Genomic DNA, 22,295 nt, shown 5'->3' with positions numbered 1-22,295 from the left:
ATGATGACTTCACCGAACGCGACCACCGCGCAGATCGAAGCGATCATCGAGGACTTCGAGCTCCTCGATAATTGGGACGATCGCTACCGCTACCTGATCGAGCTCGGCCGCACGCTGCCCCCCTTCCCGGAGGAGGAGCGCACCGACCGTACCAAGGTGCAGGGCTGCGCCAGCCAGGTGTGGATGGTCAGCCGCCCGGCATCCGCGCCGGACGGCACGCATCTCGCCTTCCTCGGCGATTCCGACGCCCATATCGTGCGCGGCCTCATCGCCATCCTGCTGGCGCTCTATTCGGGACGCGCCGCGGCGGAGATCGCCGGCACCGACCCGGCCCCGGTGTTCGAGCGGATCGGGCTGAAGGACCATCTCACGCCGCAGCGCTCCAACGGGTTGCGCTCCATGGTCGAGCGTATCCGCGCCGACGCCCGCGCGGTGCTGGCGACGGCCTCCTGAAGACAACCTCCTGAGGGGACCGCGGCGCGAGCCCTGCCGCGCTCAGGGCCCCCTCCCCTGCGTCAGGCGTCGGGCTGGGCGCGGAAGGCGCGGATCGGGCTGCGCCGCGGCCCCTCGATCCGTCCGGCGAGGCCGTAATGGCGCGCCAGCCGGTCGAGGCCTAGCGCCAGCACAACCTTGGCGGTACGCGCCGGCCAGCCGCGTTCGCGCTCGACCTGCTCCATTCCCTTGAGGAAGCAACAGACATCCATCAGCAGGCCGGAGAATTCCGGTCCCACCGCCTCCATCGCCCGGGCCAGCCGCTGCTTGGCGGCGAGCACCGCCTCGGAAAGCGCGAGCCCGGCCGCCCCGCCGCGCCGGGGGCCCTTCGGCATGGCGCTCCAGTCGGCGGTCAGGCGGGGAGTCATCTGCGCGCGGGTGAAGTCGGCGCGCAGCCGCTCGCCGGCGATGAGCTGCACCGGCGCGATCAGCGCCTGCCCGTCGCGGCCGCGCCGGCTCGCCAGCCAGGCGAGCGGGCTCTCGTCGAGGTCGATCACCACCTCGCCCGCCTCGCCCGCCATCTCGATCACACGCGTTCCCAGTCGGCGCTCACGCGGCATGAAGCGCCTCCCCTGCCGGGACCTGCGCCAGCGCGCGGATCATTCGCGCCTCGAGCTCGGACACCTTGCGGTCCCAGCGGGCTGTCTCGCGGCGCTCCTCCACGGTCCGGCAGGCATGGGCCACGGTCGATCGGTGGCGGCCGAAGGCGCGGCCCACCGCGCTCATCGGCAGGCCGAGGCCGACATGGGCGAGATACATGGCGAGGGCGCGGGTCGCCGAGACCGGCCGCGCGAGGCGGCACGCGTGCAGCACCTCGCTGAGGGGCACGCCGGTCTCGTCGGCGACGAGGCGGGCGGCCATGTGGCAGAGCTCGGGAACGGTGGGAGAGATCTGAGTGTGCATGCCTGAATTCCCCTGAATAGGAATTTAATCGTTACACACTCATTGGTTGTATTCAATAGGAAATACAATCTTATATGTTTTCATCCACTTCGGGCCGATCCACGCCTCCGGCGGGCCTCACGCGATAGGAATTATATCCGCACCCTCCTCCACCGCCCCGATAATCGGCCCTTTCCGGGAACTCAGCCCAGCGAGGTCGTCCATGCCGCATTGTCGAGAGCGTCGCCGCATCCGCGCCCAGCGCGTGCACGAACCGGAGTCCGCCATCGCCGCGCGCAGCGAGGCGCTGCGGCCGTTCCTGGGAGGAAGCCGCGAGGAGCGCTCGGCGCGGCTGCGCAGCCTGCTGCGGGCAGAGCGCCGGGCGGCTCGGCGCGGGCAGGCCTACGACCCGCTGCGCCACGCCGCGCTGGCGCGGCTCATGGCCGAGATCGGCGGCACGGGCGCGGGAAAATGACCGGGAAAGCGCCGGAAAAACGAAAAGGGCGCCGCAGGCCATGCGGCGCCCCTTCGGATGCAGAAGCGTTCGGTGCGGCGCTCAGCGCCGGGCGCTGCGGCGGCGCTGCTGGCCGAGGCCCATCTGCTTGGCGAGCGCGGAGCGCGCGGCCGCGTAGTTGGGTGCCACCATCGGGTAGTCCGCCGGCAGGTTCCACTTCTCGCGATACTGCTCGGGCGTCAGATTGTACTGCGTGCGCAGGTGACGCTTGAGCGACTTGAACTTCTTGCCGTCCTCCAGGCACACGATGTAATCGGGCGCGATGGACTTCTTGAGCGGCACCGCCGGGCGCAGGGGCTCGACGACAGGCTCGACCTCCCCCTTGCCGAGGCGCTGCAGGGCGGTATGCACGTCGCCGAGCAGGAGCGGAAGGTCGTTCGCCGAAACGGCGTTGTTGCTTACATAAGCGGAGACGATATCGGCGGCGAGCTCGATGTAAGTCTCGGCATCCGTGATTTCACTCATGAGCCAATCTTCATAATGATGTGTATAGACAGGAGTGCTGCCCCGCGGCCGCGGCAGGCGCCCGCCAAAGTGCATCTCAAATACGTTATCTGGCAGCGAACTTCACTCGGCGACCGGATATGCGTTGCTAGATAGACTTAGAACGCACGCGCCGCAAGATTTTTCGCAACAAAAACTCCCATATCTGTGCTCTCGAATGCTCCGCCCCCTATACACCCACAGCGGTATCAAGCTGAAATCGTGTCCAAAAGTCGGCTGTTCAGTAGCAGCCACAGCTTCGTGAAGGCGTTCAAGGCTTGCAGCCGCGCGCGGGGGCGACTATCTGGGCGTTGAAAACTCAAGGGAAAAGCCATGAACGAAGGATCCCGCCATCCCAAAGTGGTGAAGACGGACGCCGAGTGGCGCGCCCAGCTCACGCCCGAGCAATACCGCGTTACCCGGGGGCATGGCACGGAATGCGCCTTCAGTGGGCCGCATCTGTCGCAGAAGGAGCCGGGCGTCTATAGCTGCGTGTGCTGCGGCGCCCCGCTGTTCCGTTCCGATTCCAAGTTCGAATCAGGCACCGGCTGGCCCAGCTTCTTCCGCCCGGTCGACCCCGAAGCGGTGGTCGAGGTCCATGACCATTCCTACGGCATGCACCGGATCGAGAGCCGCTGCGCGACCTGCGACGCCCATCTCGGCCACGTCTTTCCCGACGGGCCGCGCCCCACGGGCCTGCGCTACTGCATGAACGGGGTCGCGCTCTCCTTCCGCGCCGACACCCCGGCGGACGGCAGCGCCTCGTGAGCCGCCTCACCGACGGGGTCGCGAGCAACCCGGCGGACGGCACGGCGTCCGCCCACCCGCCTCTCATCCGCAGCTTCCACGGCGAGACGCTGGTGGACCCCTATGCGTGGCTTCGCGCCGACAACTGGCGCGGGGTCATGCGCGACCCGGCCGTGCTCGCGCCCGATATCCGCGCCTGGCTGGAGGCCGAGAACGCCGCCGCCGAGGCCTGGCTCGCCCCGCATGCGGAACTGCGCCGCGAGCTGGTCCGCGAGATGCGAGCGCGAATCAAGGAGGACGATTCGTCGGTGCCGGCCACCGACGGGCCGTTCGCCTATTTCACCCGCTTCCGCGAGGGCGGCCAGCACCCGCTGATCTGCCGCCGCCCGGCCGGCGCCATCGCCGGGGAGACCGTGCTGCTGGACGGCGACGCGCTCGCCGCCGGCAAGGCCTATTTCCAGTTCGGTGACGCCCACCAGTCGCCCGACCATGCCCTGTTCGCCTGGACCGCCGACGAAGCCGGCTCGGAATATTACACGCTGCGCGTGCGCGACATCGCCGCCGGCACCGACCGGCCGGACGTGATCGCCGAGACCACCGGCGACGTGCTGTGGAGCGCCGACGGGACCTATCTCTTCTATGTCCGCCGCGACCCCGAGCACCGTCCGAGCTTCGTCTATCGCCACCGGCTCGGCACCGCGCCGGAAAGCGACGAGCTGGTCTATGAGGAGCCGGACAAGGGTTTCTTCGTCTCGCTCGGGCGCACCCAGTCGGGCCGGTTCGGCCTCGTCTCCTGCGGCGACCACGACACCAGCGAGGTCTGGCTGATCGATCTCGAGGCGCCGCTCGTGCCCTTCATGCGGGTCGAGCCGCGCGAGCCGGGCCTGCGCTACGGGGTCGAGCACCACCCCGCGCTCGACGGCGTCGACAGCCTCGTCATCGAGACCAATGCGGACGGTGCTGAGGACTTCAAGATCGTCACCGCCCCGCTCGCCGCGCCGGGGCGGGCGAACTGGCGCGATCTCGTCGCTTACCGGCCCGGGCGCCTCATCCTTTCCCACAGCGCCTTCCGCGACCATCTGGTGCGGCTGGAGCGCGAGGACGGGCTGCCCCGCATCGTCGTGCGCGAGATTGCGGGCGGGGCCGAGCACGCCATCGCCTTCGCCGAGGAGGCCTATTCGCTCGGCTTCGATCCCGGCTACGGTTTCGACAAGACCGAGATCCGCTTCACCTATTCCTCGATGACCACGCCCGCCGAGGTGTGGGACTACGACATGGCGAGCCGCGCGCGCGAGCTGCGCAAGCGCCAGGAAGTGCCCTCCGGCCACGAGCCGGGCAACTACGTCACCCGCCGCCTCATGGCCCCTTCCGGCGACGGCGAGCTGATCCCGGTCTCGCTGCTGTTCGCGAAGGACACGCCGCTCGACGGCACCGCGCCCTGCCTGCTCTATGGCTATGGCGCCTACGGCATCTCGATCCCGGCCGGCTTCTCGACCTCGCGCCTGTCGCTGGTCGATCGCGGCTTCGTCTATGCCATCGCTCATATACGCGGCGGCACGGAGAAGGGCTGGCGCTGGTACCGCGAAGGTAAGCTGGCGAAGAAGACCAACAGCTTCAAGGATTTCATCGCCGTCGCCGAGCATCTCGCCGGCGAGCGCGTGGCCGCGCCCGACCGCATCGTCGCCCATGGCGGCTCGGCCGGCGGCATGCTGATGGGCGCGGTGGCGAACATGCGCCCGGACCTGTTCGCCGGCATCGTCGCCGAAGTGCCCTTCGTCGACGTCCTCAACACGATGCTGGACGACACGCTGCCGCTGACGCCGCCGGAATGGCCGGAATGGGGCAACCCGATCCTCGACCCGGAAGCCTTCGCCACCATCCGCGCCTATTCGCCCTACGACAATGTCGCGGCAAAGGACTATCCGGCCATCTTCGCCCTCGCCGGCCTTACCGACCCGCGCGTCACCTATTGGGAGCCGGCGAAATGGGTGGCGAAGCTGCGGGCGACCAAGACCGATCCGCACCCGCTGATCCTGCGCACCAACATGGATGCGGGCCATGGCGGCGCCTCGGGCCGCTTCGACCGGCTGGACGAGACGGCGATGGTTTACGCCTTCGCGCTCGCCATCGCCTGCGTGACCGGCACCGCCGGAAAAGGCTGAGGCGGTGCCTCAGCCCTCGCCGCCGGGGCGCGGCGCGCCGCCGCCCGACACATGGTCGCGCAGATCCTGCAGCGAGGCGAAGCGCAGCGTCCCGTCCGGCAGGTCGGCCTCGATCGAGCCGTCCGAATAGAGCTTGTAGGCCATGCCGCCGATCGTGCCGGCCTTGAGCACGGTGACGGACGGCTCGGGCGGCGCCTCCTCGGGCATCTCCTCCGGCCCGCCCAGCAGATCGGATTCACGCAGGAAGGCCGGCGGCGCGCCGGGATCGGGAATCGTCTCGTCGCGCACGCGCGGCGGGCGCGGCTCACTCATCGGGGCCGAGGGATGGGGCGCGGAAGGCGCGGGCGGGGGCACCACCGGCGGGGAGGCGGGCGTGCGCGGCTCGCCGAATCGCGGCGTGAACTCCTCGCCCGCGGGCGTCGGAGCCGGAGCGCTCGTGTCCGCACCACCTGTCCCCAACAGACGCTCGCGGCCCTCGCGCAGGAAGGGCGGCGGCTCGCGGCGGGCCGGTTCCGGGCGCAGCGAGCCGAGCCGCGGCTCGGCAGCACGGGATTCCGAAGGACGGGGCTCGAACGGACGCGATTCGAACGGGCGCGGCTCCTGTGCCCGCGGCTCGGGCACACGCGGCTCCTGCACGCGCGGCTCCGGCAGCGCCGCCGGCTCGGGGGCGGGCGCCGGCTCGGGCGCTTCGTGGACCTCGGGCTCGCGCTTGCGGCGGAACCAGGTCGGCAGGCCCCCTTTCTCCTCCGCCGGCTTCGCCTCGGGCGCGGGCCCAGGGGGCGGCGGGGCGGCGGCGGGTTCCGGCTCGGCGGGCAGCACGATCTCCGGCATGAAATGGTCGGGCTCGATCGGCAGCGCCTCGCTCTCCCCGGCGAGGACGGCTCCCGCCGCCGCGCCGTGGTGCATCTCCTCCTCCTCGGGCTCGAAATGCACGGCGCCGTCGAGCTTGTGGGCAATGTCCACCAGTGCCCGATGGATGAAGCCGAGCGCGAAGAGCAGCATTCCGCCGACGAAGCCGAGGCTTCCGGCGGTTACCATCGTCGCACCGGAAGTTGTCTCGAACGACCCGAAGCCAATTGCACCGAGCAGGATACCAAGGACGGCAACCGCAATGCCGATCCCGATGAGAATTGCACCCATAAAGAAACTCCACCGGACCGATTCGCCATCGATCCCTCTTCTATCTGACATTACGTCCAGTGCTGCTATTGCGAAAGCGTTACGCCGCAGGACTGTGCGCGGCCCGGCGGCCGGCCGGGAAGAATTGCGACGCGCGCGATGCTTTTGGTTGTCCGCCGTGGCGTACCGCCCTATCTAAGGCATCGCCGAGCTTTCGCGGTGTTCCGGCACCCGCGCGAGAGCGCCGTATAGCGGTGCGGTCGAATTCCATTCTGCGGAGACAGCTTCAATGTCCTTCACGCTTCCCGAGCTTCCCTATTCCTACGATGCGCTCGCCCCCTACATGTCGAGCGAGACGCTCGAATATCACCACGACAAGCATCATCAGGCGTATGTCACCAACGGCAACAACCTGCTGAAGGGCACCGAGTTCGAGGGCAAGACGCTGGAGGAGATCGTCAAGGGCTCCTTCGGCAAGAACGCCGGCCTGTTCAACAATGCGGGCCAGCACTTCAACCACATTCACTTCTGGAAATGGATGAAGCCGAACGGCGGCGGCGCCATTCCGGGTGAACTCGAGAAGAAGATCGTCGAGGATCTCGGTTCGGTCGAAAAGATGAAGGAGGACTTCATCCAGGCCGGCGTCACCCAGTTCGGCTCCGGCTGGAACTGGCTCGCGGTCAAGGACGGCAAGATCGTCGTCATGAAGACCGCCAACGGCGAGAACCCGCTGGTCCACGGCGCGACCCCGATCCTGGGCTGCGACGTGTGGGAGCACTCCTACTACATCGACTATCGCAACCGTCGCCCCGATTACCTCAAGGCGTTCGTCGAGAGCCTGGTGAACTGGGACTACGTGGCCGAGCTCTATTCCAAGGCCGTCTGATCACGCCGCGCTCCGGCGCGACGCGATGCGCATTCAAGCCGTCCGTGCCCACCGGCACGGGCGGCTTTTCATGTGGGTGGCGTGTTTCGCGCGCTCAGGAGACCGCACCCGGCCACAGCCACCACAGCAGCAGCACGGCGGCCGCGACCCATATCAGCCCGATCGCGACCATGCCGGCCATGCTCGAGGGCCGGCTCCGCCCGGCCGCCTCGGCCCGGTACTCGGCCATCAGCGGGCCGGGAATGAGCCGGACGACGAGCACGATGCCGAGCGGCACGATGACCAGGTCGTCGAGATAGCCCAGCACCGGGATGAAATCGGGAATGAGGTCGATCGGGCTGAGCGCATAGGCCGCGACCGCCGCCGCGGCGGCCTTGGCGTACCAGGGCGTCCGGGGGTCGCGCGCGGCGATCCACAGCGCCAGCACGTCCTGCCTGATCGCCCGCGCCCATATTTTCGCCCGTGCCAGCATGGCCGACCCCGGCGCGGCCTCAGCCGGCATAGGGGCGCCGCGGGCGCGGCTGGTTGCTGATCACGCAGTAATCGTTCCAGAAATTGTACTGGTAGGTCGAGCGCCACTGGTAGAGCCAGTTCTCGCATTGCGCCTTGGTGCGGAAGCAGCCGGAGACGGTGCGCGTCTGCAGCCGGTCGAGATAGACGCCCCATTCGCGCTGGCCGGTGAAATGGCCGTACCAGAGCTTCGAGGGCGGAATGGTCCGCGCCATCGCCGTGCAGTCGCCGCCGGGAAAGGCGCCGGTGAACTGGTAGGCCCGCGCCTCGCCCGCGGAGCCCAGCAGGGCAAACCCGAGCAGGGCAAATCCCGCGAGCGCACGTCCCGCGGCCCGCGGCCTGGAGTGTGGCAATGTCGGCGCGTGCATGGCCTCCTCCCGCGCATTCCTTCCGTTACGCCATTCTACGCCCGTGCGGCGCCGCGCTCCACCGGGCCGGGGCCGCCGGCCTCAGATCCAGCGCGCCCAGCGGAACAGCACCGCCGCCATGGCGAGGCCGGCGGCCGTCGCCAGCAGGGTCACGGTCCAGAAGCCGGAAGGGTCGTCGCTGCCGGGAATGCCGCCGACATTCATGCCCATCAGGCCGGTCGCCAGCGTCAGCGGCGCGAACACCACCGTCACCACCGCCAGGATCAGCATGGAGCGGTTCATCTGCTCGGCGCGGCGCTCCACCATCTGGTCGTAGATCACGGCCGCGCGGTCGCGCACCGAATCGAGCTCCTCGGCGAAGCGCGTCACCCGGTCGGCGGCCTCGCGCAGCCGGTTGCGGTCGCGCTGGGAGAGCCATTCGGCGTCCTCCAGCGAGAAATGGTTCAGCGCCTCGCGCTGCGGGGCGATGTAGCGGCGCAGCAGGATGGCGACGCGCCGCACCTCCGAGACCTTGGCGCTCAGATTGGACAGGGTCGCGTTGAGCACCAGCTCCTCGAGCTCGTCCGCCTCCTCGGCCAGCGCCGTGATCACCGTGTCCATGCGGTCGACGAGGCGCATCGACAGGTCGGCGACGAACTCGCCCGGCGTGCGCGGCGCCCGCCCGCGCGCCAGAGCGTCCTCGAAGTCGCCGACCGCCGAGAGCGGCTCGCGGCGCACCGAGACCACGCGGTTCGGCTCCACCCAGAAGCGGATCGAGTGCATCTCGTCGGGCAGCGAATAAGGCTTCAGGTTGATGCCGCGCAGGTTGAGGAAGGCACCGTGCTCGTAGAGCGAGCAGCGCGGACGCGTCTCCTCCGCCACCAGAGAATCGGCGATGGAGGGCTCGATGCCGCTCTCGTCGCCGAGCCAGGTCCGCGCATGGCCGCGGTCGAGCTGCTGCAGGTGGATCCACTGGAACCCGGCGCCCGGCTCCGGGCCACGACGGATCTCGCTCCAGCCGATCCGCTTCGCCCCGCCGGCGCCGTCCATGATCCAGGCGGTGACCAGCCCCTCACTGTCGTAGTCAGGCAAGATCAGGCTCCCCCGTGCATGCGCGCCGCCCGGCGGCGATGAATGGTCGATGAACGCTCCCCATGGAATGCGTTCAGCTTGATGAACCTAATGCAACAGCCGGTTCAGTCCCGGTTCGGCGATCGGGCTCTAGCGTGTCTCCATCGACGGCCACACGGCCCCCCGTGAGTGCTGAGACCAGATGAGGACGCCATGATCAACCTTCGCTCGATCACCAAGGCCAACATTGCCAGGTTCGCCGCGCTCGCTCTCGCGGGCGCCACCTTCGCCACCGCCCTGCCCACCCCCTCGCAGGCCGGCAACAACACCGGCGCCGCCATCGCGGCGGGCATCGTCGGCGGGCTCGTCGTGGGCGGCCTCGCCGCCTCGGCCGCCAACAATTACGGCCCGCCGCCCCCGCCGGCCTATGGCCCGCGCTACGTGCCCGCCCCCGGGCCCGGCTACTACCACCGCTCGGGCTACTATCGCCGCCCGCACTGCTGGACCCGCACCGAGACCTACTACAACCGCTGGGGCCGGCCCTATGCGCGCGACGTGCGCATCTGCCGCTGACGGCGCGCGCCCGCGCGGCGCGGCCGGCTAGCCCTCCCCGTCCGCTGGCGAGGGCTCGATCTTGACGATACCGGTGCGGTCCAGCCCATCCAGCGCGACCCGCACCGGTACGCCCCCGACCGAAAGGTTGGGGGCGATCTCGTTCAGCGGGATCAGCGCGAAGGCGCGCTCCATCATCCGCGGATGCGGAATCTCGAGGTCCGGCTCGGCGATCGTCTCGTCGCCGAACAGCAGGATGTCGATGTCGATGGTGCGCGGGCCGAAGCGCACCTCGCGGGTGCGGTCGCGCCCGAAGGCATGCTCGACGCCGAGCAGCATGTTGAGCAGCTCGCGCGCGGAAAGCTCGGTCTCCACCGCCACCACCATGTTCAGGTACGGCCCCTGCGGCACCGGCCCCCAGGGCGGCGTCTCGTAGAGCGAGGAGCGGGCGATGATCTTCAGCCCGGTGCGCGCGATCAGCCCCACTGCCCGCGCCATGGTGCCGGCGCGGTCGCCCAGATTGGAACCGAGGCACAGATAGGCCACCCGCTTTTCCACCTTGCGCGGGCGGCGAATGAAGAATTCGGGCGTCGACCGGCCGGCCGGCGGGTTGTTCGCCGTTTCGTCAGGCGGCACGGAGGATCGCCTCCGTCACCCGGGCGGCCTGCACATGGGCAGCCACGTCATGCACGCGGATGATGGCGCAGCCGGCCATGATGCCGATCACGTTGGAGGCGATCGTGCCCGGTAGCCGCTCGGCCGGCGCCGCGTCGATCACCTTGCCGATCAGCGACTTGCGCGAGGTGCCGAGCAGGATCGGGAAGCCGAGCCGGCCGATCTCGGACAGCGAGGCCAGCGCCTTCAGGTTCTGCTCGAAGGTCTTGCCGAAGCCGATCCCCGGGTCGAGGCTGATGCGCTCGGGCCGGATGCCCGCGCGCGCCGCCCGCTCCAGCGTCTGGTCGAAGAAGGCCAGCATGTCGGCGACGATGTCGACCGAGCCGTCGACGCTCGCCCGGTTGTGCATGGCGACCAGCCCCGCCTCATGGGCGGCGGTGACGCGGGCCATGTCGGGGTCGCCCATCAGGCCCCATATGTCGTTCACGATCGCAGCGCCATGCGCCAGCGCCGCCTCGGCCACCTTCGCCTTCTGGGTGTCGATCGAGATCGGCACCGGCAGGTGGGCCAGCGCGTCGAGCACCGGCAGCACGCGCGCCATCTCCTCCTCGGCCGGCACCGGCGTGTGGCCGGGCCGGGTCGATTCCCCGCCGACGTCGATGATGTCCGCGCCCTCCGCCACCATGCGCTCGGCATTGGCCACCGCGTCGTCGAGCCGCGCGCTGCGTCCGCCGTCGGAGAAGGAATCGGGCGTGACGTTGAGGATGCCCATCACCAGCGTGCGGCCGGCATAGTCGAGCCGGCGTCCGCGCGCGTCGAACAGGCGTTGGGTCGGCGGCGTCAGTGAAGCCATGGCGTTTCCGGCGTTTCCAGCTTTGTGCTTCACATCGCGCGCTGCCAGCCGGAAGGCAAGTACCCTGATGTCACGCGACGTCACCGTTCCCGCTTGCACCAGGCCCCGCACTACGCCCCTTGCCGAAGGCCCCTCCGCTGCGCTCTAAAGGTAGCCCAGCGTTCGCTCCCAGGGAGGCGGCCATGTCCGTAGAGGTCGAGGGAAAGATCTTCGTCGGCAAAAGCACGGGCGAGGATGGCGGCAAGCCCGAATACCTCACCCTCAAGCTCGCCAATCGCCACGGCCTCGCCACCGGCGCCACCGGCACCGGCAAGACGGTCACGCTGCAGACCATCGCCGAGGGCTTCTCGCGTGCCGGGGTGCCGGTCTTCGCCGCCGACATCAAGGGCGACCTGTCCGGCGTCGCCATGCCCGGCGAGGGGCAGGACTGGATCGTCAAGCGCTTCGCCGAGATCGGCGCCGACTACGTGCCGGACGAGTTCCCGGTGATCTTCTGGGACCTTTTCGGCGAGCAGGGCCACCCGGTGCGCGCCACCGTCTCGGAGATGGGCCCGCTGCTGCTGGCGCGGCTGCTGAACCTCAACGACGTGCAGGAGGGCGTGCTCAACGTCGTCTTCCGCATCGCCGACGAGCGCGGCCTGCTGCTGCTCGACCTCAAGGACCTGCGCGCCATGCTGGCCTTCGCGGCGGAGAATGCCGCGCAGCTCACCACCACCTACGGCAACGTCTCCCCCGCCACCGTCGGCGCGATCCAGCGCGCGCTGCTGGTGCTGGAGAACCAGGGCGCGGACAAGTTCTTCGGCGAGCCGGCGCTGAAGATCTCCGACCTGATGCGGGTCGACCCGCGCACCGGCTACGGTACCATCTCGCTGCTCGCCGCCGACAAGCTGATGGGCTCGCCCCAGCTCTACGCGACCTTCCTGCTGTGGCTGCTGTCGGAGCTGTTCGAGGAGCTGCCCGAGGTCGGCGATCCCGACAAGCCGAAGGTGGTGTTCTTCTTCGACGAGGCGCACCTGCTGTTCGACGAGGCGCCCAAGGCGCTGCTGCAGAAGATCGAGCAGGTGGTCCGCCTCATCCGCTCCAAGGGGGTCGGCGTCTATTTCGTCACCCAGAACCCGCTCGACGTGCCCGAGAGCGTGCTCGCCCAGCTCGGCAACCGGGTGCAGCACGCGCTGCGCGCCTTCACCCCGCGCGACCAGAAGGCGGTGAATGCCGCCGCCGAGACCTTCCGGCCCAACCCGAAGCTCGACACCGCGCAGGTCATCACCGAGCTCGGCAAGGGCATGGCGCTGGTCTCGATGCTCGAGGGCAACGGCACCCCCGCCATGGTCGAGCGCACCGCCATCTGCCCGCCGACCGCCCGGGTCGGACCGATCGACCCGGAGATGCGAAAGGTGAACATGCGCAACAGCCCGGTCGGCAAGCTCTACGACACGCCGGTCGACCGCGAATCCGCCTATGAGATGCTGGCGAAGCGCGCCGACGAGACCGCGCCGGCCGAGGCGCCCGAGACGCCCGCCTCGCCCAATCCCGCCTCGCCCAAGCCGACCGAGCCCAAACCCACCGAGGCCGGCGCCGCGTCCGGCGGCGGCTGGCTCGACGGCGTGCTGGGCGGGCTGTTCGGCACGCCCTCGCGCGGGCGCATGAGCATCGGCGAGCAGGTCGCCCGACAGGTCACGCGCGAGGTCGTCAACCAGGCGACCAAGGCCATCCTGCGCAACGTGCTGGGCGGGCGCGCCCGCTCCACCCGCGCCGTTTCCCCGACCCCGGCCCGCGCGAAGAGCTCCCGCTCGGGCGCGGGCGCCTCGTCCTCGGACGACTTCGCCCAGATCTTCGACGATTTCGCCGGCGGCGGGTCCGCCAAGCGCCGGAAATGAACCTTCCCCACGTGAGTTGATAGCGCCATGTCCGATCTCGACCGCGTCCTCGCCGCCGTCGACGCCGATCTCGATGCCAGCCTGGAACGCCTGTTCGCGCTGCTGCGCATCCCCTCCATCTCCACCGACAGCGCCTATGCGGCCGAGTGCCGGCGCGCCGGCCAGTGGCTGGCGGACGACCTCGCCGGGCTCGGCTTCGAGGCGAAGCTCAACGACACGCCCGGCCACCCCATCGTCACCGGCCGCTCGAACACCGGCGCCGCGCGGCGGGTGATGTTCTACGGCCATTACGACGTGCAGCCGGTCGACCCGCTCGACCTGTGGAACAGCCCGCCCTTCGAGCCGCGCATCGCCACCAGCGCGGAGGGGGTGAAGCAGATCGTCGCCCGCGGCTCGGCCGACGACAAAGGCCAAGTCATGACCTTCGTCGAGGCGTGCCGCGCCTTCGTCAAGGTCACCGGCAAGCTGCCGGTCGACGTGACGGTGATGGTCGAGGGCGAGGAGGAGAGCGGCTCGGCCAACATCGCCCCCTTCATCGCCGCGCATAGGGACGCGCTGAAGGCCGACCTCGCGCTCGTCTGCGACACCGGCATGTGGGACCCCGAGACCCCGGCCATCATCCTCTCGCTGCGCGGGCTGATGCATGACGAGATCGTGGTGCGTTGCGCCGATCGCGACCTGCATTCGGGCTATTACGGCGGCGCGGCGGCCAACCCGCTGCACGTGCTCTCCAAGATCATCGCCGAGGTGCACGGGCCGGACGGGCGCATCGCCATCCCCGGCTTCTATGACGGCGTGATCGAACCGCCCGACTACATGAAGGCGAGCTGGGCCGACCTCGACCTGACGCCGGAGAACTTCCTCGGCCCGATCGGGCTTTCCGAGCCGATCGGCGAGAAGGACCGCTCGCTGGTGGAGATGATCTCCTCGCGCCCGACCTTCGAGGTCAACGGCATGTGGGGCGGCTATATCGGCGAGGGCTCGAAGACCGTCATCCCCGCCATCGCCACCGCCAAGATCTCCTGCCGGCTCGTCGCGAACCAGGACCAGGTGCAGGTGCGCGACGCGGTGCGCGCCTTCGTGCGCTCGCGCCTTCCCGCCGACTGCTCGGTGGAGTTCCTCGGCGGCGAGGGCTCGGCCGCGGTCGCCGTCGCCCACGACAATCCGGACCTCGCCCGGGCCGCGCAGGCGCTGGCCGCCGAATGGGGCAAGCCGCCGGTCACCATCGGCGAGGGCGGGTCGATCCCGGTGGTTGGCCAGTTCAAGAAGCTGCTGGGGCAGGACACGCTGCTGGTCGGCTTCTCGCTCGACGACGACCGCATCCATTCGCCGAACGAGAAATACGACCTCGCCTCGTTCCACAAGGGCATCCGAAGCTGGGTGCGCATCCTCGCGGCGCTGGCCGGCTAGGCGGGAGGCGCGCCGGCCCTCTCACGCTGCGGCATTCGACGTTAATCGGGTTGCCGCGGCCGGCGCGCGGGCCGACAAGGGGCGCGACGGCCCGGAACGGCGGGTGCAGGAAAGGAATCTTCGATGACCCATAGCTGGTCCCGCACCTGGACCTATCTCGACGGCGCCTGGCACGAGGGCAACGTGCCGATCATGGGCGTGCGCACCCATGCCGCCTGGCTCGGCACCTCGGTGTTCGACGGTGCCCGCGCCTTCGAGGGCGTGACCCCGGACCTCGACCTGCATTGCGAGCGGGTCAACCGCTCGGCGCTCGCCATGGGGCTGAAGCCGATGGTGTCGGTCGCGGACTGGATGGCGATGACGGCGGAGGGGCTGAAGCACTTCCCGGCCGATGCCGCGCTCTACATCCGGCCGATGTACTGGGCCGAATATCCCGGCGCGCGCACGGTCGACGCCGATGCCGAATCGACCCGCTGGTGCCTCAGCCTCTACGAGGCCAAGATGCCTGAGCCCTCGCACGGCACCTCGATCACACTCTCGCCGTTCCGGCGGCCGACCATCGAATGCGCGGTCACCGACGCCAAGGCCGGCGCGCTCTACCCGAACAACGCCCGCGCGCTGGTCGAATGCCACAAGCGCGGCTTCGACAATGCCGCGCTGTGCGACATGCTGGGCAACGTCGCCGAGCTCGCCACCGCCAATGTCTTCATGGTGAAGGACGGCGTCGCCTTCACCCCGGCGGCGAACGGCACCTTCCTCGCCGGCATCACCCGTACCCGCACCATCGCGCTGATGCGCCAGGCAGGCATCGAGGTGGTCGAGGGCTCGCTGCGCTGGGAGGATTTCCGCGCCGCGGACGAACTCTTCACCACCGGCAACTATTCCAAGGTCGCGCCGATCACCCGGATCGAGGACCGCGACCTTCAGCCGGGCCCGGTCTACCGCAAGGCGCGCGAGCTCTACTGGGACTACGCCCACGGCTGAGCGCGCAAAAAAACGCCCCCGCCGGCCGGCGGGGGCTCCGCTTGTCGCGGGCGGGCGACCGCTCACATCTTGAAGCGGTTGCTCCACGCGTCGATCTGCCGGTTGGCCTCATCCTTGGCGAGGCCATAGCGCTCCTGGAGCACGCCTTCGAGTTCCTCACGCTTGCCGTGCATGCGGTCGAGGTCGTCATCGGTCAGCTTGCCCCACTGCTGGCGCAGCTGACCCTTGACCTGCTTCCAATTGCCTTCAATGCGATCCCAGTTCATGGGGGTTCTCCCGTGTGAACAAAATACCCCGCCTCGTCAGGCGGAGTGGTCGCTGCTAGCATCGCCCTGATAACGCGCAGGCCACGGTTTTGATCCACGCTCCTCCCCTTCCCCCGGCCGACGAGCTTGCCCGCGGCGTGCGCTCCGGGCACCGCGCGACGCTCGCCCGGGCGATCACGCTGATCGAATCGCGCAAGCCCGCGCACCGCGCGATCGCCGAGCAACTGCTGCAGGAAATCCTGCCCGACACCGGCAAGGGCGCGCGTGTGGGCATCACCGGCGTGCCCGGGGTCGGCAAGTCGACCACCATCGACGCGCTGGGTACCTATCTGCTCGAACAGGGCCACCGGGTGGCGGTGCTGGCGGTGGACCCCTCCTCCAGCCGCACCGGCGGTTCGATCCTCGGCGACAAGACCCGCATGGCCCGCCTGTCGATGGATAGGCGCGCCTTCGTGCGCCCCTCGCCGGCCGCCGGCACGCTCGGCGGCGTCGCCGCGCGCACCCGCGAGACGCTGCTGCTGTGCGAGGCTGCGGGCTATGACGTGGTGCTGGTCGAGACCGTCGGCGTCGGCCAGTCGGAGACCGCGGTCGCCGACATGACCGACACCTTCCTGGTGCTCATGCTGCCCGGGGCGGGCGACGAGTTGCAGGGCATCAAGAAGGGCATCATCGAGATCGCCGACATCGTCGCCATCAACAAGGCGGACGGCGCCAACCTCCCGCGTGCCAAGGCGGCGGCAGCCGAATACCGTGCCGCGCTCCACGTCCTCGGCGCGCGCGAGCCGCACTGGTCGACCCCGGTGCTGACCTATTCCGGCCTCACCGGCGCGGGCATCGGCGAGCTGTGGGCGCAGGTGCTGCTCCATGGCGAGCGAGGGCGCGCGGCCGGCGCCTTCGCCGCCAAGCGCAGCGCCCAGCAGGTGAAGTGGATGTGGACGCTGTTCGACGACCGCCTGCGCGATCGCATCCGCGGCGATGCGAGCCTGCGCGCCGATGTGCCGGCGATCGAGCGCGCGGTCGCCGAGGGCACGCTGGCGCCGACGCTCGGCGCCTCGAAAATTGCCGTGCGGCTCGGGCTGTGACCCCCAAAAAAGCCGAAATGAGGGGAAACACTGATGAGCAAGCGACGGCATTGAGGAGGCGAGACGGGTTCACGCCGATATGGCGGACCGCGAGCCGTTGGGGGCGGCGCAGCACAAATGTCGAATCATGAGCTTTCCGGCCGTCGGGTATTCATCGTCGAGGACGAGTCGCTCGTCGCTATGATGATGGAAGCCATGGTCGAAGAGCTCGGTGCGACGGTGATCGGCTCCGAGGGACGCGTCGGCGAGGCGCTCGATTTCATCGCCGCCCGCCACAGCGAGATCGATATCGTCGTGCTCGATCTCAATCTCGGCGGCACGCGCGGATATGCGGTCGCCAATGCGGTGACCGGGCTCGGGATTCCGTTCGTCTTCTCCACCGGCTACCAGGACGGCGACATCGTCGAGGAATGGCGCGACCGCCCCATGCTCTCCAAGCCGTTCCAGCTCTCCGAGTTGCGGGGCGCGCTCGCGCAGGCGCTGCTCAAGCCCTGACCATGCCCGCCCATGCGGCATCCCTTCCGGCGGACGATGTCCGCGCGCCGGCGCCCGGTGCGGCCGGCCATGCGCCGCGCATCCTCATCACCGGATTCGGCCGCTTCCCCGGCGCTCCCGCCAACCCCTCCGGCCCGCTCGCCCGCGCGCTGGCGCGAAGCCGCCGGCTCGGCGCCGCCCGGGCCGAGACGCTGGTGCTGCCGACGCTCTGGGACGAGGCCGCCCGCTTCGCTCAGACGCTCGACCGGCTCGACCCGGATATCGTGCTGATGGTCGGCCTCGCCGGCCGGCGCTCGCGCGTCTCTATCGAGACGCTGGGCCGCTGCGCCACCGGCCTGTTCCCGGACGCGGGACGCCGCCGCCCGGCCGCGCGCCGGCTGGCGGCGGGCGGGGCGGCGCCCGACGTGATCGGTTGCGCCGCGGCAGGCGCGCCGCTCCTCCACGCTCTGCGGCAGTCGGGGGTGCCGGCGAGCGGCTCGCGCGACGCCGGCCGCTATGTCTGCAACGCGCTCGCCTACACCGCCTATGGCTGGGCGCGGCGCACGGGGCGGATCGCCGTGTTCGTCCACATTCCGCGCCCGCGCCCGGGGCGCCTGTCGGCGTCGCGTATCGAGACGGGGCTCGAGGCGGTGCTGGTCGCGCTCCTCGCCCAGCACCGCGCCGGCCGGCTCACTGCGGCGCCTGGACGCTGACCTCGACCGAGGCGTACCACGCCGCCAGATTGGCGACGTCGGCGTCGGAAAGCCCCTTGCTGACGATCGTCATCATCTCGTTGCTGCGCGCGCCCGAGCGGAAGTCGTTGAGCGCCTTGACGAGATATATCTCCACCTGACCGGCGAGGTTCGGCGCCTCGGGAAGCTGGGAGATGCCGGTCGGCCCGTGGCACACGGCGCACTGCGCCGAGGCCTTGGCCTTGCCGAGCTTGGCGTCTCCGGCCATGGCGGGGGCGCACATCATCATCGATGCCGCGAGGAGCGGCACGCAGTCGGTCCATTTCATCGCAAATCCCGGCGTTCGAAAGGAGAACCCGCGGCCGGACGCCCGGCCGCGGGAAAGAGCGCTCAATTGCCCTCGTAGGAGATGCGGTAGATCGCGCCGGACGTGTCGTCGGAGACCAGCAGCGAGCCGTCATTGAGCTGCGTCACCGAGGCCGGGCGGCCGAGATACTCGCCATTGTCGGTCAGCCAGCCTTCGGCGAAGGGCATGGTCTCGCCGGCCGAGCCGTCCTCGTTGACCGGGGTGAACATCACCCGCGCGCCCACCGGCGTGGTGCGGTTCCACGAGCCGTGCTGCACCGAGAAGATGCCGCCGCGGTATTTCTCCGGGAACTGCTTGCCGGTGTAGAACACCATGCCGAGATCGGCCGCGTGCGCGGTCATCTCGACCTGCGGCATCACCGCGTCGGCCGGCGGGGTCTGGTCCTTGTACTCGGTGGTGCGCACCGAGCCGCCGCCATAATAGGGGAAGCCGAAATTCAGGCCCGGCCCGGTGGCGCGGTTCAGTTCGCCGGGCGGGATGTCGTCACCCATGCCGTCGACCTGGTTGTCGGTGAACCACAGCGTCTTGTCGGCGGGGTTGAAGTCCATGCCGACCGAGTTGCGGATGCCCCACGCATAGACCTCGCGGTTCTTGCCGTCGCGGTCCATGGCGACGATGCCGCCGATGCCATGCTTCTTGTAGAGGTCGAATTTCTCCTGCGGGAACACGTTGAAGGGCTGGCCGATCGTTATGTAGAGCCGGTTGTCCGGCCCGATGCGGCACACGCGCGCGGTGTGGTTGAAGGATTCCTCGCTCGCGGGGATGAGGTCGCCCTGCTTCACCACCGGCTCGGCGGCGACGTCGGGACCCTCGTAGAAGAACTCGGCGGCGGGGAACAGCAGCACCCGGTTCTGCTCGGCGACGTAGAGGAAGCCGTCCTTGGTGAAGCACACGCCGTTCGGCAGCTTGAACTCCACGGAAGGCGCGAACACCTTCACCTCGTCCGCCACCCGGTCCTTGTCGCGGTCGGTCACCGCCCAGACCTTGGACTTGCGGGTGCCGACGAACACCACTCCGGTGGTCGGCCCGACCGCCATCTCGCGCGCATCCGGCACGATGGCGTAGAGCGCGATCTTGAAGCCGTCCGGCAGCTTGATGCCGGACAGCGTCTTGTTGAACGCCTCCGCCCGCGCGCCGGTCTGCGGCACGGTCTCCATCTCCATGGACGCGCCGGTGGTCTGGAAGTTGTGCAGCTTTCCGAGATTGTCGGACTGCGCCTGCGCCGAGGCAGGCGACGCCGAGATCAGAAGAGCGCTGGCGAGCATCGTCGATGCCAGCAGCGCAGCGGGCCGCTGGCCGCGCCGAAAAATAGCCATGGGGTTCCTCCTAGACGAAATCGGGCCTCGAACGGGTCCGTTAGCGCCGGCACGCTAGCATGGAGACACCTCACGTTAAGGCAGAAACCATGACCTTTCAGCACTATTCTTCAGAATTATCGCAACTGGGCGGACAGAAAATCGGGACGTAACATAATAATACTACATCGATACCGGAACTATTCTTCGATACGGGCATATTCCATGCCAGAGCCCAGCGGAGCCGATGAAGCCGCCCCGCGCGCCCGGCGGCCTCGCGCGCGGGCGTGCTCCGCGCCCGCCGGGCTTCACGCCTGCGTCAGCCGCTCATTCCCTGTTAGCGGAATCCTGCTAAGCCGGAGAGGAGTTTCGCCGCCCCGATCGTCCCGTGCACCGGATCCGTCCGTGACCATCTACCTGCCGATCGCCGAACTGCCCGTGAACATCTTCACCCTCCTCGCCATGGGGATCGCGGTAGGGTTCGTGTCCGGCATGTTCGGGGTCGGCGGCGGGTTCCTGATGACGCCGCTGCTCATCTTCCTCGGCGTCCCCCCGCCGGTGGCGGTGGCGAGCGTATCGACCCACATGGCCGCCTCCTCCTTCTCCGGCACGCTGAACTACATGCGGCGCAAACTGGTGGACGTGCAGCTCGGGCTGGTGCTGCTCTCGGGCGGCATGGTGGGAACGCTCGCGGGCGTGCTCGCCTTCCACGTGCTGCGCCGCTTCGGACAGCTCGACCTCGTCATCGCCGTCGCCTATGTCGCGCTGCTGGGCACGGTCGGCACGCTGATGATCGTCGAAAGCGTGCGGGCGCTGCTGCGCCAGTGGCGCGGGGTGAAGGCGCCGCTGCGGCGGCCCGGCGCGCATCCCTGGTTCCTGCGCATGCCGTTCAAGATGCGCTTCCGCCAGTCGCGCATCTACGTCTCGATCATCCCGGTGGTGACCATCGGCTTCTCGATCGGCTTCCTCGGCTCGCTCATGGGCGTGGGCGGCGGCTTCCTGCTGGTCCCGGCGCTGATCTACCTGCTGCGGGTGCCCACCATCACCTCGGTCGCCACCTCGCTGCTGCTGACCCTCGTCACCATGGTCTCGGCCATCGTCCTGCACTCGATCTTCAACCAGACCGTCGACGCGGTACTGGGGCTGGTGCTGATGGTCGGCGGCACCATCGGCGCCCAGTTCGGCGCCCGCGCCGGCCAGTCGATGAAGGCGGAGAACCTGCGCTTCCTGCTCGGCCTGCTGGTGCTGGCGGTCGGCCTGCGCGTCGCCTACGACCAGATCGCCCGCCCCGCCGAGCTCTACGCCGTCACCATCGACGAGAGCGCGCGATGACCCGCCCCGCGCCGCGCCGCCACTCACCACCCGGCCCCCGGCGCCGCTCGCCGCCTCTCGCGCTCCTCGCCGCCCTCGCCGCGCTCCTCCTCGCCGCCCCGCCGGCGCGCGCGCAGCAGGCGGAGACGACGCCCGAGGCGCCGGCGACGACGAGCGCCGGCCATCTGGTGCTTTCCCTCTCCAAGGCACGCGTCACCATCGCCTCCAGCTTCTCCGGCGACAGCGTGGTGCTGTTCGGCGTGATCGAGCCGACCGCGGGCGACGGGGCTACGCAAACGTATGACGTCGTCGCCACGGTGCGCGGTCCGAACGAGAGCTTCGTCACCTGGCGCAAGGAGCGCCGGCTCGGCATGTGGGTGAACGTCGACAGCCGCTCCTTCCTCGCCGCGCCCTCCTATCTCGCCGTGCTCAGCAACCGCCCGCCGGCGACGATGGCCGATCTCGGCCTGCTGCGGCGCGAGCAGGCCGGCCTTGCCCAGAACCGGCTGCTGCAGCGCGTCGGCGCCGACTATGCCGACGTGGTGCCGGACGACCCGTTCCGGCAGGCCTTCCTGCGGGTGAAGCAGTCTCAGGGGCTCTATGTCGAGCGTACCGACGCGGTCGAGTTCATCGCCCCGCGCGTGTTCCAGGCGGCGATCCCGATCCCCGGCATCGCGCCTATCGGCACCTACACGGTCGACGTGAAGGTGTTTGCCGACCGCGCGCTGCTGATCGACCGCTCGGTGAGCTTCGAGGTGGCGAAGATCGATTTCGAGCAGGCGGTCGCCACCGCTGCACAGCAGCACGCCTGGCTCTACGGGCTCGCGACCGCGCTCGGCGCCCTCGCCGTGGGCTTCATCGCCAATCTCGTCTTCCGCCGCGACTGACCCCGCGCCACCCGTCTCCGTCCCCTCCGCAGCAACCCGCCCGCCGCTTTCGCGCGACGAGCTTACGAAAGGGGATGACTTTCGCTCCGACATAGATAGTATAGGGGGGTACCCTATATTCGAGTGTCCGATGTCCCATACCATCAAGGAAAAGTCCCGCCTTCTGGCGCGGGTGCGCCGCATACGCGGGCAGGTCGAGGCGGTGGAGCGCGCGCTGGAGGCCGAGCTCGGCTGCACCGACGTGCTGCAACTGGTCGCCTCCGTGCGCGGCGCGGTGAACGGCCTCACCGTCGAGCTGATCGAGGACCACATGCGCCACCACGTGGTCGACCCGGCCACCGAAACCGACCCGGCCCGCGCGCGGGGAGCCGGCGAGCTCCTCGACGTCATCCGCACCTATCTCAAGTGAACCGCCGG

General features: G+C 69.4%; 28 protein-coding genes. 16 read left to right on the top strand and 12 right to left on the bottom strand.

Annotated elements, in window-relative coordinates; all coding sequences use genetic code 11:
- The first annotated feature begins 3 nt into the window (after nucleotides 1-3).
- The gene (locus NVS83_RS01480) at nucleotides 4-453 is read left to right on the top strand and encodes a SufE family protein (protein ID WP_374115015.1); all 450 of its coding nucleotides are present in this window, start codon (nucleotides 4-6) and stop codon (nucleotides 451-453) included.
- 62 nt (nucleotides 454-515) lie between these two features.
- On the opposite strand, the gene NVS83_RS01475 is transcribed toward NVS83_RS01480, so the two are convergent.
- Both NVS83_RS01475 and NVS83_RS01470 read right to left on the bottom strand, forming a co-directional pair.
- Nucleotides 516-1,052: a DUF6456 domain-containing protein gene (locus tag NVS83_RS01475; RefSeq protein WP_258737732.1), complete on the bottom strand. Its 537-nt coding sequence runs from the start codon at nucleotides 1,050-1,052 to the stop codon at nucleotides 516-518.
- A complete protein-coding gene (locus NVS83_RS01470; RefSeq protein WP_258737731.1) occupies nucleotides 1,042-1,395 on the bottom strand; it encodes a helix-turn-helix domain-containing protein in 354 nt (117 codons plus the stop codon). Before NVS83_RS01470 ends, NVS83_RS01475 begins: the two co-directional genes overlap by 11 nt.
- 202 nt (nucleotides 1,396-1,597) lie before the next feature.
- Here NVS83_RS01470 and NVS83_RS01465 point away from each other — a divergent pair, with 202 nt between their 5' ends.
- A complete protein-coding gene (locus tag NVS83_RS01465) occupies nucleotides 1,598-1,849 on the top strand; it encodes a hypothetical protein (RefSeq protein WP_258737730.1) in 252 nt (83 codons plus the stop codon).
- 81 nt (nucleotides 1,850-1,930) lie between these two features.
- On the opposite strand, the gene NVS83_RS01460 is transcribed toward NVS83_RS01465, so the two are convergent.
- The gene (locus NVS83_RS01460) at nucleotides 1,931-2,353 is read right to left on the bottom strand and encodes a Ros/MucR family transcriptional regulator (RefSeq protein ID WP_258731162.1); all 423 of its coding nucleotides are present in this window, start codon (nucleotides 2,351-2,353) and stop codon (nucleotides 1,931-1,933) included.
- A 351-nt stretch (nucleotides 2,354-2,704) separates the two neighbouring features.
- Between NVS83_RS01460 and msrB the strand changes: the two genes are divergently transcribed.
- Both msrB and NVS83_RS01450 read left to right on the top strand, forming a co-directional pair.
- Complete coding sequence (gene msrB / locus NVS83_RS01455; protein WP_258737729.1) at nucleotides 2,705-3,139, top strand: peptide-methionine (R)-S-oxide reductase MsrB; 435 nt, start codon at nucleotides 2,705-2,707, stop codon at nucleotides 3,137-3,139.
- Nucleotides 3,136-5,280, top strand: coding sequence for a S9 family peptidase (locus NVS83_RS01450; RefSeq protein ID WP_374115004.1), 2,145 nt, complete (start codon nucleotides 3,136-3,138; stop codon nucleotides 5,278-5,280). Before msrB ends, NVS83_RS01450 begins: the two co-directional genes overlap by 4 nt.
- A 9-nt stretch (nucleotides 5,281-5,289) precedes the next feature.
- Here NVS83_RS01450 and NVS83_RS01445 read toward each other — a convergent pair whose 3' ends face one another.
- Nucleotides 5,290-6,282 carry a hypothetical protein gene (locus tag NVS83_RS01445; protein ID WP_258737728.1) on the bottom strand — a complete coding sequence of 331 codons (993 nt, stop codon included), beginning with the start codon at nucleotides 6,280-6,282 and terminating at the stop codon, nucleotides 5,290-5,292.
- Between NVS83_RS01445 and NVS83_RS01440 the strand changes: the two genes are divergently transcribed.
- Nucleotides 6,253-6,468, top strand: coding sequence for a hypothetical protein (locus NVS83_RS01440; RefSeq protein WP_258731166.1), 216 nt, complete (start codon nucleotides 6,253-6,255; stop codon nucleotides 6,466-6,468). The two genes, NVS83_RS01445 and NVS83_RS01440, sit on opposite strands and share 30 nt — an antisense overlap.
- A 220-nt stretch (nucleotides 6,469-6,688) precedes the next feature.
- Nucleotides 6,689-7,285, top strand: a complete 597-nt coding sequence (locus NVS83_RS01435) for a superoxide dismutase (RefSeq protein ID WP_258731167.1) — start codon at nucleotides 6,689-6,691, stop codon at nucleotides 7,283-7,285.
- 94 nt (nucleotides 7,286-7,379) lie between these two features.
- On the opposite strand, the gene NVS83_RS01430 is transcribed toward NVS83_RS01435, so the two are convergent.
- The 3 genes from NVS83_RS01430 to NVS83_RS01420 form a co-directional block, all read right to left on the bottom strand.
- Nucleotides 7,380-7,757: a YkvA family protein gene (locus NVS83_RS01430; RefSeq protein ID WP_258737727.1), complete on the bottom strand. Its 378-nt coding sequence runs from the start codon at nucleotides 7,755-7,757 to the stop codon at nucleotides 7,380-7,382.
- A gap of 19 nt (nucleotides 7,758-7,776) precedes the next feature.
- Nucleotides 7,777-8,163 carry a hypothetical protein gene (locus NVS83_RS01425; protein WP_258737726.1) on the bottom strand — a complete coding sequence of 129 codons (387 nt, stop codon included), beginning with the start codon at nucleotides 8,161-8,163 and terminating at the stop codon, nucleotides 7,777-7,779.
- Between the two features lie 81 nt (nucleotides 8,164-8,244).
- Complete coding sequence (locus NVS83_RS01420; RefSeq protein WP_258737725.1) at nucleotides 8,245-9,234, bottom strand: zinc transporter ZntB; 990 nt, start codon at nucleotides 9,232-9,234, stop codon at nucleotides 8,245-8,247.
- Between the two features lie 192 nt (nucleotides 9,235-9,426).
- On the opposite strand from NVS83_RS01420, the gene NVS83_RS01415 reads away from it, so the two are divergent.
- The gene (locus NVS83_RS01415; protein WP_258731171.1) at nucleotides 9,427-9,786 is read left to right on the top strand and encodes a hypothetical protein; all 360 of its coding nucleotides are present in this window, start codon (nucleotides 9,427-9,429) and stop codon (nucleotides 9,784-9,786) included.
- 27 nt (nucleotides 9,787-9,813) lie between these two features.
- Here NVS83_RS01415 and folK read toward each other — a convergent pair whose 3' ends face one another.
- Nucleotides 9,814-10,401 carry a 2-amino-4-hydroxy-6-hydroxymethyldihydropteridine diphosphokinase gene (gene folK / locus NVS83_RS01410; RefSeq protein WP_258737724.1) on the bottom strand — a complete coding sequence of 196 codons (588 nt, stop codon included), beginning with the start codon at nucleotides 10,399-10,401 and terminating at the stop codon, nucleotides 9,814-9,816.
- Nucleotides 10,391-11,233, bottom strand: a complete 843-nt coding sequence (folP, locus tag NVS83_RS01405; protein WP_258737723.1) for a dihydropteroate synthase — start codon at nucleotides 11,231-11,233, stop codon at nucleotides 10,391-10,393. The genes folK and folP overlap by 11 nt, the downstream gene beginning before the upstream one ends.
- A gap of 182 nt (nucleotides 11,234-11,415) precedes the next feature.
- Here folP and NVS83_RS01400 point away from each other — a divergent pair, with 182 nt between their 5' ends.
- The 3 genes from NVS83_RS01400 to NVS83_RS01390 all read left to right on the top strand — a co-directional run bounded on the left by NVS83_RS01400 (nucleotide 11,416) and on the right by NVS83_RS01390 (nucleotide 15,504).
- On the top strand, nucleotides 11,416-13,110 hold the full coding sequence (locus NVS83_RS01400) for a helicase HerA-like domain-containing protein (protein ID WP_258737722.1): 1,695 nt from the start codon (nucleotides 11,416-11,418) through the stop codon (nucleotides 13,108-13,110).
- A 27-nt stretch (nucleotides 13,111-13,137) separates the two neighbouring features.
- Complete coding sequence (locus NVS83_RS01395) at nucleotides 13,138-14,520, top strand: M20/M25/M40 family metallo-hydrolase (protein WP_258737721.1); 1,383 nt, start codon at nucleotides 13,138-13,140, stop codon at nucleotides 14,518-14,520.
- A gap of 123 nt (nucleotides 14,521-14,643) precedes the next feature.
- Nucleotides 14,644-15,504 (top strand): branched-chain amino acid aminotransferase, encoded by an 861-nt coding sequence (locus NVS83_RS01390; RefSeq protein WP_258737720.1) that lies wholly within the window; start codon nucleotides 14,644-14,646, stop codon nucleotides 15,502-15,504.
- A gap of 62 nt (nucleotides 15,505-15,566) precedes the next feature.
- On the opposite strand, the gene NVS83_RS01385 is transcribed toward NVS83_RS01390, so the two are convergent.
- Nucleotides 15,567-15,770: a CsbD family protein gene (locus tag NVS83_RS01385; protein WP_258731176.1), complete on the bottom strand. Its 204-nt coding sequence runs from the start codon at nucleotides 15,768-15,770 to the stop codon at nucleotides 15,567-15,569.
- An 89-nt stretch (nucleotides 15,771-15,859) separates the two neighbouring features.
- Here NVS83_RS01385 and meaB point away from each other — a divergent pair, with 89 nt between their 5' ends.
- The 3 genes from meaB to NVS83_RS01370 all read left to right on the top strand — a co-directional run bounded on the left by meaB (nucleotide 15,860) and on the right by NVS83_RS01370 (nucleotide 18,039).
- On the top strand, nucleotides 15,860-16,852 hold the full coding sequence (gene meaB / locus NVS83_RS01380; RefSeq protein WP_258737719.1) for a methylmalonyl Co-A mutase-associated GTPase MeaB: 993 nt from the start codon (nucleotides 15,860-15,862) through the stop codon (nucleotides 16,850-16,852).
- A gap of 117 nt (nucleotides 16,853-16,969) precedes the next feature.
- On the top strand, nucleotides 16,970-17,347 hold the full coding sequence (locus NVS83_RS01375) for a response regulator (RefSeq protein WP_258731178.1): 378 nt from the start codon (nucleotides 16,970-16,972) through the stop codon (nucleotides 17,345-17,347).
- 2 nt (nucleotides 17,348-17,349) lie between these two features.
- Complete coding sequence (locus NVS83_RS01370) at nucleotides 17,350-18,039, top strand: pyroglutamyl-peptidase I (RefSeq protein ID WP_258737718.1); 690 nt, start codon at nucleotides 17,350-17,352, stop codon at nucleotides 18,037-18,039.
- On the opposite strand, the gene NVS83_RS01365 is transcribed toward NVS83_RS01370, so the two are convergent.
- Both NVS83_RS01365 and NVS83_RS01360 read right to left on the bottom strand, forming a co-directional pair.
- Nucleotides 18,017-18,346, bottom strand: coding sequence for a c-type cytochrome (locus NVS83_RS01365; protein ID WP_258737717.1), 330 nt, complete (start codon nucleotides 18,344-18,346; stop codon nucleotides 18,017-18,019). The two genes, NVS83_RS01370 and NVS83_RS01365, sit on opposite strands and share 23 nt — an antisense overlap.
- A gap of 62 nt (nucleotides 18,347-18,408) precedes the next feature.
- Nucleotides 18,409-19,701, bottom strand: a complete 1,293-nt coding sequence (locus NVS83_RS01360) for a PQQ-dependent sugar dehydrogenase (protein WP_258737716.1) — start codon at nucleotides 19,699-19,701, stop codon at nucleotides 18,409-18,411.
- Nucleotides 19,702-20,085: 384 nt separating this feature from the next.
- Here NVS83_RS01360 and NVS83_RS01355 point away from each other — a divergent pair, with 384 nt between their 5' ends.
- From NVS83_RS01355 to NVS83_RS01345, 3 genes are all read left to right on the top strand, one after another.
- On the top strand, nucleotides 20,086-21,012 hold the full coding sequence (locus NVS83_RS01355; protein WP_258731182.1) for a sulfite exporter TauE/SafE family protein: 927 nt from the start codon (nucleotides 20,086-20,088) through the stop codon (nucleotides 21,010-21,012).
- Complete coding sequence (locus NVS83_RS01350) at nucleotides 21,009-21,878, top strand: TIGR02186 family protein (protein ID WP_258737715.1); 870 nt, start codon at nucleotides 21,009-21,011, stop codon at nucleotides 21,876-21,878. The genes NVS83_RS01355 and NVS83_RS01350 overlap by 4 nt, the downstream gene beginning before the upstream one ends.
- Before the next feature lie 130 nt (nucleotides 21,879-22,008).
- Complete coding sequence (locus NVS83_RS01345) at nucleotides 22,009-22,287, top strand: metal/formaldehyde-sensitive transcriptional repressor (protein ID WP_258737714.1); 279 nt, start codon at nucleotides 22,009-22,011, stop codon at nucleotides 22,285-22,287.
- Nucleotides 22,288-22,295 lie beyond the last annotated feature (8 nt).

This window comes from Ancylobacter mangrovi (genome assembly GCF_024752335.1).
GTDB lineage: Bacteria > Pseudomonadota > Alphaproteobacteria > Rhizobiales > Xanthobacteraceae > Ancylobacter > Ancylobacter mangrovi.
This window is presented reverse-complemented; position numbering and strand designations above follow the sequence as displayed.

Coding starts and splice junctions, on each gene's coding strand:
- NVS83_RS01480 (WP_374115015.1), top strand. CDS start 4: ATGACTTCACCGAACGCGACCACCGCGCAGATCGAAGCGATCATCGAG.
- NVS83_RS01475 (WP_258737732.1), bottom strand. CDS start 1,052: ATGCCGCGTGAGCGCCGACTGGGAACGCGTGTGATCGAGATGGCGGGC.
- NVS83_RS01470 (WP_258737731.1), bottom strand. CDS start 1,395: ATGCACACTCAGATCTCTCCCACCGTTCCCGAGCTCTGCCACATGGCC.
- NVS83_RS01465 (WP_258737730.1), top strand. CDS start 1,598: ATGCCGCATTGTCGAGAGCGTCGCCGCATCCGCGCCCAGCGCGTGCAC.
- NVS83_RS01460 (WP_258731162.1), bottom strand. CDS start 2,353: ATGAGTGAAATCACGGATGCCGAGACTTACATCGAGCTCGCCGCCGAT.
- msrB (WP_258737729.1), top strand. CDS start 2,705: ATGAACGAAGGATCCCGCCATCCCAAAGTGGTGAAGACGGACGCCGAG.
- NVS83_RS01440 (WP_258731166.1), top strand. CDS start 6,253: ATGGATGAAGCCGAGCGCGAAGAGCAGCATTCCGCCGACGAAGCCGAG.
- NVS83_RS01445 (WP_258737728.1), bottom strand. CDS start 6,282: ATGCTGCTCTTCGCGCTCGGCTTCATCCATCGGGCACTGGTGGACATT.
- NVS83_RS01435 (WP_258731167.1), top strand. CDS start 6,689: ATGTCCTTCACGCTTCCCGAGCTTCCCTATTCCTACGATGCGCTCGCC.
- NVS83_RS01430 (WP_258737727.1), bottom strand. CDS start 7,757: ATGCTGGCACGGGCGAAAATATGGGCGCGGGCGATCAGGCAGGACGTG.
- NVS83_RS01425 (WP_258737726.1), bottom strand. CDS start 8,163: ATGCACGCGCCGACATTGCCACACTCCAGGCCGCGGGCCGCGGGACGT.
- NVS83_RS01415 (WP_258731171.1), top strand. CDS start 9,427: ATGATCAACCTTCGCTCGATCACCAAGGCCAACATTGCCAGGTTCGCC.
- folP (WP_258737723.1), bottom strand. CDS start 11,233: ATGGCTTCACTGACGCCGCCGACCCAACGCCTGTTCGACGCGCGCGGA.
- NVS83_RS01400 (WP_258737722.1), top strand. CDS start 11,416: ATGTCCGTAGAGGTCGAGGGAAAGATCTTCGTCGGCAAAAGCACGGGC.
- NVS83_RS01395 (WP_258737721.1), top strand. CDS start 13,138: ATGTCCGATCTCGACCGCGTCCTCGCCGCCGTCGACGCCGATCTCGAT.
- NVS83_RS01390 (WP_258737720.1), top strand. CDS start 14,644: ATGACCCATAGCTGGTCCCGCACCTGGACCTATCTCGACGGCGCCTGG.
- NVS83_RS01385 (WP_258731176.1), bottom strand. CDS start 15,770: ATGAACTGGGATCGCATTGAAGGCAATTGGAAGCAGGTCAAGGGTCAG.
- NVS83_RS01375 (WP_258731178.1), top strand. CDS start 16,970: ATGTCGAATCATGAGCTTTCCGGCCGTCGGGTATTCATCGTCGAGGAC.
- NVS83_RS01370 (WP_258737718.1), top strand. CDS start 17,350: ATGCCCGCCCATGCGGCATCCCTTCCGGCGGACGATGTCCGCGCGCCG.
- NVS83_RS01365 (WP_258737717.1), bottom strand. CDS start 18,346: ATGAAATGGACCGACTGCGTGCCGCTCCTCGCGGCATCGATGATGATG.
- NVS83_RS01360 (WP_258737716.1), bottom strand. CDS start 19,701: ATGGCTATTTTTCGGCGCGGCCAGCGGCCCGCTGCGCTGCTGGCATCG.
- NVS83_RS01350 (WP_258737715.1), top strand. CDS start 21,009: ATGACCCGCCCCGCGCCGCGCCGCCACTCACCACCCGGCCCCCGGCGC.
- NVS83_RS01345 (WP_258737714.1), top strand. CDS start 22,009: ATGTCCCATACCATCAAGGAAAAGTCCCGCCTTCTGGCGCGGGTGCGC.